At 69.4% G+C, this 7980-nt stretch carries 7 protein-coding genes; all 7 read right to left on the reverse strand.

Annotation, left to right across the window (positions count from 1 at the left end):
- A partial coding sequence (locus ACFW6P_RS31845) for a glycosyltransferase family 2 protein (protein WP_386425742.1) occupies window positions 1-622 on the reverse strand: 622 nt, incomplete at its 3' end.
- Window positions 623-841: 219 nt separating this feature from the next.
- The gene (locus tag ACFW6P_RS31850; protein ID WP_386425749.1) at window positions 842-3010 is read right to left on the reverse strand and encodes a hypothetical protein; all 2169 of its coding nucleotides are present in this window, start codon (window positions 3008-3010) and stop codon (window positions 842-844) included.
- A 199-nt stretch (window positions 3011-3209) separates the two neighbouring features.
- Window positions 3210-4706: a D-ribitol-5-phosphate cytidylyltransferase gene (locus ACFW6P_RS31855; RefSeq protein ID WP_386425744.1), complete on the reverse strand. Its 1497-nt coding sequence runs from the start codon at window positions 4704-4706 to the stop codon at window positions 3210-3212.
- Window positions 4707-5285: 579 nt separating this feature from the next.
- Entirely contained in the window at window positions 5286-6722 is a 1437-nt protein-coding gene (gene obgE, locus ACFW6P_RS31860; protein WP_386359662.1) for a GTPase ObgE, read from the reverse strand.
- A gap of 160 nt (window positions 6723-6882) precedes the next feature.
- Window positions 6883-7137 (reverse strand): 50S ribosomal protein L27, encoded by a 255-nt coding sequence (rpmA, locus tag ACFW6P_RS31865; protein ID WP_010041940.1) that lies wholly within the window; start codon window positions 7135-7137, stop codon window positions 6883-6885.
- 14 nt (window positions 7138-7151) lie between these two features.
- Window positions 7152-7472: a 50S ribosomal protein L21 gene (rplU, locus tag ACFW6P_RS31870; RefSeq protein ID WP_345659671.1), complete on the reverse strand. Its 321-nt coding sequence runs from the start codon at window positions 7470-7472 to the stop codon at window positions 7152-7154.
- A gap of 265 nt (window positions 7473-7737) precedes the next feature.
- A partial coding sequence (locus ACFW6P_RS31875) for a hypothetical protein (protein ID WP_386425746.1) occupies window positions 7738-7980 on the reverse strand: 243 nt, incomplete at its 5' end.

Here is a 7980-nt window from a genome sequence, read left to right on the forward strand (position 1 = left end):
GGTAGTAGCAGGTGCGGTCGGCGACCACCGAGACGCCGTCCGCGCGCAGGTACGCCTCCATGGTGAACAGCGCGTCCTCGCCGGTGAACAGCGACTCGTCGAACCGCATGCCGTGCCGGTCGAGCAGGGCCCGGCGGAACAGCTTCTGCGCGCTGAGCGTGAACTTGATGGGGGAGGAGAAGACGTCGGTGCGTTCCACCGTCGCCCCCCACATGGACTTCGGCGCGGAGCGGTTGACGCCCTCGACCTTGCCGAGGACGACGTCCGTGCCGGCGCGGTCGGCCATGGCGACCATCCGCTCCAGGGCCTCGGGGCCCAGGCGGTCGTCGGCGTCCAGGAAGAAGACGTACCGCCCCGTCGCCTTGCCCAGGCCGACGTTGCGCGGGCCGCTGGGGCCGCCGGAGTTCTCCTGCCGGATCACCAGGACGGGCATCGGGGCGCGCACGGCGAACTCCTCCAGATAATCCCCCGTGCCGTCCGTCGAGCCGTCGTCCACGGCGATGACCTCGACGCGCTCCGGATCGATGGTCTGTGCCTCGACGGACGAGAGGCACTCGATCAGGTACGGCATCGCTTCGTACGCCCCGATGATCACGCTCACATCAGGCTGCGCCCCGGTCACGTCTCCCCCTCGTCACATTTCCCCCTGCCCACTGGGACAATTGTCCCTTACCTACTCATTCACTACTTGTTAGACGGGGGATCGACGGAGGCGGTTGCCTGGAGCACACGTGCGAGTGGGACACGTCACACGGTGAACGGACGGGAAAAGGACAGCGGAGAAGGGTCCGGCCCCGAGGAGGACTCCTCGGGGCCGGACCCTTCGGCTGCGGGCGGCGGTTCAGGCCGTGCCGACGCCGTCCGTCTCACCGGCCGGGGACAGCCGTTGCCCGGGCAGGGCGTTCGCCAGCTCGGTCGCGGTCTCGGCTTCGATCTCGGTCGCAGCCGGGGTCTCGGTCGCGGTCGCGGTGTCGGCCTCGGCCTCCGCGAGGGCGGCCGCGTCCCGTGACTGCTGGCCGACGTTGCGGGTCTCGGCCTTGAGCGCGAGGTTCGCGACAGCGGTGTTGAACTGCTCGATGGAGGCCGGCTCGTCCGGGCCCAGCAGGTACTGCTTGAGCTTCTTGCGGTCCTCCGCCAGCGGGTCGGCGGCCGGGTCGCGTACGGCGTCCAGCAGCTCGCCGAGCTCGGCGGCGCTGTTGGAGAGGATCACCGCGGCGCGCACCGCCGTGTTGTTGCGCTTGAACTCCTCGGCACCCACCTCGGCGGAGTCCGTGACCGCGTACGGCTTGCCGCTGGCGATGAAGTCGGAGACCACGCTGGAGATGTCGGAGACCATCGCGTCGGAGACGTTGAAGCAGTCGTACAGGCGCGGCTCGGCGCCCGTGATGACGCGGTGCTCCCAGGACGGGAAGGCCCGCCAGTAGGCGTCGTTCCACTCGGTGCGCAGCCGGGCGACCTCCTCGTGCCGGGCGACGTCGACCAGCCCGTCACGGGTGGCCTCGGCCTCGTCACGGCGCTCGCCGCCGGTGCCCGACAGCTGCGCGAGCCGGGCCTCGATCCGCTGCAGCTCGGCCTTGGCGTCCGCGTGGGCGGCGGTGTCGGGGACGAACCGCGGGTTGATGGCGCGCTCGGCGGCGGCCTTCTCGACCAGGGCGGTGATCCGCTGGTGCGCGGCGCCCGCCTCCTTGCTGACGGTGCCCGTGAAGGGGTGCGGCTTGTACAGGACGCGGACCGGCGGGTCGGCCGCGACGAGCCTCTTCACGATGTTCTCGCCGGCCAGCACGATCGAGGTGTTGCCCGGGTTGCCGTCCCAGCCCTCCCAGGTGGGGGCGTACAGCACCGTCGGGCAGCGTGCGTCGGCGGCTCCGCCGCGGGGGCCCTCGGGCACGCCCTGCCAGGGCTGGATCGGGGCGAGCTGGGGGCGGCCGACCTCGACGATGTCGTCGTCGCGGACACCGACGTCGGCGACGGCGTAGCGGTCGCGGCCGGCGCGGCCGGCCGTCCACACCTCGTCGTAGACCTTGCTGTACGGGTTGACGCTGGCGAGCTTGTCGCTGTCGCCGTGGCCGATGAAGACGTGCTTCATGGTGGGCACGCGCAGCAGGTGGATGTTCTTGCCGACGTTCGCCGCGTAGAGCGCGACCCGCACCGTGCTCAGGTCCAGGTTCATCAGGTGCACCCCTCCGGGCACGCAGACGACCGGGACCGTGGTGGGCGCCAGGTTGTTGAGGATGGCGCGCTCGCGCAGGATGATCAGCGGCTTGGAGTCCAGGTTCTCCATGGTGTCCAGCCACATGTTGACCTGGTAGGCGGAGTCCTTCGAACCGGAGAAGTACAGGACCGTCTCCGGCTGGTACTCGCGCAGCCAGTCGTCGACCGCGGCCAGGGCCTTCTCGGCGTTCGGCGGGGTCTTCCGGCCGCGCACGTACGGCATGAGCGCCAGGACGTACAGGACGCCGAGGGCGACCGTGACGCCGATGCCGACGAAGCCGATCAGCGACGAGTGGACCTGGGCGGCGACCAGGATGGCGACGACCGCCACGAGGTCGAGGTGCAGCATCTTCTCGGCGGAGCGGTGCATCAGCCGGCGCGGCGGGGCGTCCGGGATGCGGATGCGGGACTTCAGGTCGATGTTGCGCGTGGCGACCGGCAGGCGGCGGCGGTTGCGGATCAGCTGGACCAGCGCGCCGTGCGGGGCCTGCAGGCCGTAGAAGGCGATGAAGCAGGCGATCGCCCCGTAGGAGATCAGGTTGTCCGCGAGGGACAGCCGGGCCAGCAGCAGGACGAGCAGCAGCTGCCGGATCAGGAAGCGGATCGACAGCCCGGCCCGGACCTTGCCGAGGCGGTTGATCAGGTAGCTGCCCTTGCGGTGCAGATAGTGGTCCGCCAGGTACGTCACGGCGGCCGCTGCCGCGAAGGCGGGGACGCTCGGGACGAGCGCGGCCAGCATGAGGGCGGGGAAACCCGCCACCATGAGGACCGCCGCGGCCAGCTCGGCCGCGCTGCCCACCCGGGCGACGCGAATAGCGGTGGATATCACGGAGGAACCTGCTCTTGGGAGGGGTGTGCCGGTCTTGGTCAAGAATGCGGCTGATCTGTGAATATTCACGAGGGTACGGATTCAGGCCCCTGCGAACACTCCTGTTACCGACGTGGGTGACAGAAGGGCGCAGAGGCCTGAATTACCGAAGTCTATTTGGCGCCCATCATTACACGCCGTCCTGCCGGTCCAGGACCGAGGCCAGTGCCTGCTCGAAGCCGGACGCGCGGGCCGCACCGGCCGTCGGGTCCTGCTGGCGGACGTCGATGACGTGCCCGGTCAGCTCGGACAGCAGCACGTCGAGCGAGGTGCGGGCCACGGCCTCGGAGGACAGCAGGGAACCGGTGGGCTCCTGGCCGAAGGCCTTGGTGCGCATCGGGGTGGCGGTGCGCTCGGGGTTGATGCAGTTCACGCGCACGCCGTCGCCGGCCCACTCGTCGGACAGGGCCTGGGTGAGGTTCACCATGGCGGCCTTGGTGGAGGAGTACAGGCTGTACTCGGCGCGGCCGCGGGTGTAGCTGCTGGAGGTGTACAGGAGCAGCTGGCCCTTGGTCTCGGAGAGGTACTTGTACGAGGAGCGGGCGATCTGTACCGGGGCCAGGTAGTTGACCTTCAGCGCCTCCTCGATGGTGGCGTTGTCCGTCTCGGCGAGCTTGCCTATGCGCAGTACGCCGGCGGTGTTCACCACGTAGTCGATGCGGCCGGTCTCGGCGTACGCCTTGGAAAGGGCGTCGTCGACCTCCTCCGGGTTCTCCACGTGGGTGCCGGTGGTGGAGCGGCCCAGGGCGTAGACCTTTGCGCCGTAGGACTCGGCGAGTTCGGCGATGTCCTTGCCGATGCCGTAGGAGCCGCCGAAGACGACGACCGTCTTGCCGGTCAGCAACTGGCGGTAGGCCTCCTCGCTCACCTGCTCGGGGGCGGCCGTGGAGGCCAGCTGGAAGAGCTTGTCGGCGATGAAGACGTCGACGGGCTGGGTGACCTTCATGTTGTACTCGTCACCCGCGACGACGTGGATCGGCACGTCCGGCAGGTACTTGAGTACGACCGAGCAGTCGTCGGTGGCCTGGAAGTTGGGGTCGCCGGCGGCGACCTCGTAGGCCCGTTTGATGGTGGACAGCTTGAAGGCCTGCGGCGTCTGGCCGCGGCGCAGCCGGGAGCGGTCCGGGATCTCGGTGATGAACTCGCCGTCCTCGCCGTGCGTGCGCGTGACGATGATGGTGTCCGCCGAGGGGATCGCCACGTCGACGGCCTGGTAGCGCTGCAGCGCGGCGACGCAGTCGTCGATGACGCGCTGCGAGAGCAGCGGGCGGACGGCGTCGTGGAAGAGGACGTTGGGGTCCTCGCCCTCGGCGAGGCCCTCGCCCAGGGCGGCGATGGCGCGCTCGGTGGTCTCGTTCCGCGTGGAGCCGCCCTCGATGACCTTCGAGACCTTCCTGAAGCCGGCCTTGGCGACGATCTTCTCGATGTCGGGGACGTAGCCCTGCGCCATCAGCACGATGACGTCGTCGATGGAGTCGGCGTTCTCGAAGGTGGTCAGCGTGTGCTCGATGACTGCCTTGCCGGCGATCTTCAGCAGCTGCTTGGGGATCGACAGACCCACCCGCTGGCCGGTGCCACCGGCCAGGATCACTGCGGTGGTACGGGGCTTGGCTATGTGCTGGGACACAGGTGACCTACCTCGGGACGACAGGGAACGCGGAAATGCTCCCACTTGTGGTTACCGCAGTGCAAGGTGAGCGCCTTCCGCCGCATATGTGCGCGCCACCCGTGATTCACCTGCCGCCGCCGGTTGTTGACGAGACGGTTCCACAGCACGGCGCGGACGCCTCGTTGATTGCTGTGAGTAACTCCACAAGGAGTTCCGGATCAGGATTGTGCGGCTGTTCGGTCTCGGAGCGGGCAATCCTGACCGGTCGGCGAGGTGCGCACACAAGCCGAGGAGCCCGGGACCGCGTGCGGTCCCGGGCCCTCATTGGAACCTGACGGTCGTCGCGGAGCGCGGCCGCGGTGGACCCGGCGGCGGGAGGAGCGGCGTGCGCGGCCATCGGGGTGGTGACGGCCGCCGCGACCGATCGGCCGATCCTGCGCCTGGTCATGGACTGGGGCACGTGAACTCCGGTGATCCGCTGGGCGGTTGCCTGCGGAGCAGACCAAGATCCGCTCCGCACCGCCCCGTACGACTCACCGCACGACGACTTGGTTGCCCCGCAGTCCGTCGCTGATGCGCTCCTGGCCGCCCGAGGGGCTAGAACGGCTCGAAGTCGTCGAACGCCCGCTGCGCCTCGTCCCGCTCGGCCTGCCGGTCCTTGCGGCGCTGCGCGGCCGGCCGCTCCCCTTCGAGCCGGTGGTCCTCACCGCGCCGGCCGAGCATCTCCGCCCCGGCCGTCATGGACGGCTCCCAGTCGAAGACGACCGCGTTGTCCTCGGGTCCGATGGCGACGCCGTCGCCGCCCCGGGCACCCGCCTTCATCAGTTCCTGCTCGACACCGAGCCGGTTGAGCCGGTCCGCGAGGTAGCCGACGGCCTCGTCGTTGTTGAAGTCGGTCTGCCGCACCCAGCGCTCGGGCTTCTCACCGCGCACCCGGAACAGGCCGTCGGCCTCGCGCACCACGGTGAAGCCCGTGTCGTCCACGGCCTTGGGCCGGATCACGATCCGCGTGGCCTCTTCCTTCGGCTTCGCCGCCCGGGCCTGCGCCACGAGCTCGGCGAGCGCGAACGACAGCTCCTTGAGCCCCATGTGCGCCACGGCCGACGCCTCGAACACGCGGTAGCCGCGCGCCTCCAGGTCGGGCCGCACCATCTCGGCCAGGTCCTTGCCGTCCGGTACGTCGATCTTGTTCAGCACGACGATCCGCGGCCGGTTGTCCAGCCCGCCGTACTGCCGCAGCTCCTCCTCGATGACGTCGAGGTCGGAGACCGGGTCGCGCTCGGACTCCAGCGTCGCGGTGTCCAGGACGTGCACCAGCACGCTGCACCGCTCCACATGCCTCAGGAACTCCAGGCCCAGGCCCTTGCCCTGGCTGGCACCGGGGATCAGCCCGGGCACGTCGGCGATCGTGTAGACCGTCGAACCGGCCGTGACGACACCGAGGTTCGGCACGAGCGTGGTGAAGGGGTAGTCGGCGATCTTCGGCTTGGCCGCGCTGAGCACCGAGATCAGCGACGACTTGCCGGCGCTCGGGTAGCCGACGAGCGCCACGTCGGCGACCGTCTTCAGCTCCAGGACGATCTCCTGCACGTCACCCGGCTCGCCGAGCAGCGCGAAACCGGGCGCCTTGCGCCGGGCGGAGGCCAGGGCCGCGTTGCCGAGCCCGCCCCGGCCGCCCTGCGCGGCGACGTAGGAGGTGCCGTGCCCGACCAGGTCCGCGAGGACGTTGCCCGCCTTGTCCAGCACGACCGTGCCGTCCGGCACCGGCAGGACCATGTCCTGGCCGTCCTTGCCGGAACGGTTGCCGCCCTCACCGGGCTTGCCGTTGGTGGCCTTGCGGTGCGGGGAGTGGTGGTAGTCCAGCAGCGTGGTGACGGACTGGTCGACGGTGAGGATCACGTCCCCGCCGCGACCGCCGTTGCCGCCGTCCGGACCGCCGAGCGGCTTGAACTTCTCACGGTGGACGGAGGCACAGCCGTGGCCTCCGTTACCCGCGGCGACATGCAGCTCGACGCGGTCCACGAAGGTGGTCATGGTGGGTGCCTCCAGAAGTACGTCCGAGATTTACTTGTTCAACGAGATGATCTTGCTCGACAAGATGCGCTTGCTCAGCAAGATGCACTTGTCCAACACGCGAAAGGCGGACCCGCCTTCCCGCAACGGGAAGTGAGGTCCGCCTCGCGAGAGTGTCCGGTCAGGCGACCGGAACGATGTTCACGACCTTGCGGCCACGGTGGGTGCCGAACTGCACCGAACCGGCCTGCAGCGCGAACAGCGTGTCGTCACCGCCACGGCCGACGCCCGCGCCGGGGTGGAAGTGGGTGCCGCGCTGACGGACCAGGATCTCACCAGCGTTGACGACCTGACCGCCGAAGCGCTTCACGCCGAGCCGCTGGGCATTGGAGTCGCGACCGTTCCGGGTGGACGATGCGCCCTTCTTGTGTGCCATTTCTCCTCAGTCCCTTACTTCGCAGCCGTGGGGATCTCGGTGACCTTGATCGCCGTGTACTGCTGGCGGTGGCCCTGACGACGGCGGTAACCCGTCTTGTTCTTGTAGCGCAGAATGTCGATCTTCTGCCCCTTGTGGTGGTCCACGACCTCGGCCTGGACCTTGATGCCGGCCAGCACCCACGGGTCGCTGGTCACGGCCTCGCCGTCGACAACGAGCAGGGTCGAGAGCTCGACCGTGTCGCCAACCTTGGCAGTGGAAATCTTGTCAACCTCAACGATGTCGCCGACAGCAACCTTGTGCTGGCGACCACCGCTGCGCACGATGGCGTACACGCGGACTCACTCTCTCGCTCGGGAAACGGCACCCCGCAGGCCAGCCACCCGACACAGCGAGCGGCCTCTCCTGGGCGCCCGGCGCCCGGAGGATGAGGTTTACGGGGATGTGGCGGGTCAATCGACACGCCGACGGTCAAGGTTACGGGGCCGCGGCCGAGGGGGTCAAACCGAGCCGGGGCCCCCGCCTGTGCGGCCGGTCATTCCGGTCGCGCTCCGGGGCGTACGCGGCACGCGCGCACGCCCCGGCAGGCGTTCGTGCGGGTCAGCCCTCGTCGGTGGCGGCCGAGACGGAGGAGCGCGTCTGCTCGGCCGCCGCGGTCTTCTTCGACGTGGTCTTCTTGGCGGCCGACGTGGTGGTCTTCGCCGCCTTCTTGGCCGTCGTCTTCTTGGCCGCGGTCTTCTTCGCCGCGGTCTTCTTGGTGGCGGCCTTCTTCGCCGTGGCCTTCTTGGCCGTCTTGCGGGCCGCCTTCTTGGCGGGAGCCTGCTCCTCGGCGGCCTCGTCGGC

The organism is Streptomyces sp. NPDC058741 (assembly GCF_042746715.1).
GTDB lineage: Bacteria > Actinomycetota > Actinomycetes > Streptomycetales > Streptomycetaceae > Streptomyces.

Bases quoted from the DNA above. Each gene is read 5' to 3' on its own strand.
- obgE (WP_386359662.1), bottom strand. From the start codon at position 6,722: ATGACCACCTTCGTGGACCGCGTCGAGCTGCATGTCGCCGCGGGTAAC.
- rpmA (WP_010041940.1), bottom strand. From the start codon at position 7,137: ATGGCACACAAGAAGGGCGCATCGTCCACCCGGAACGGTCGCGACTCC.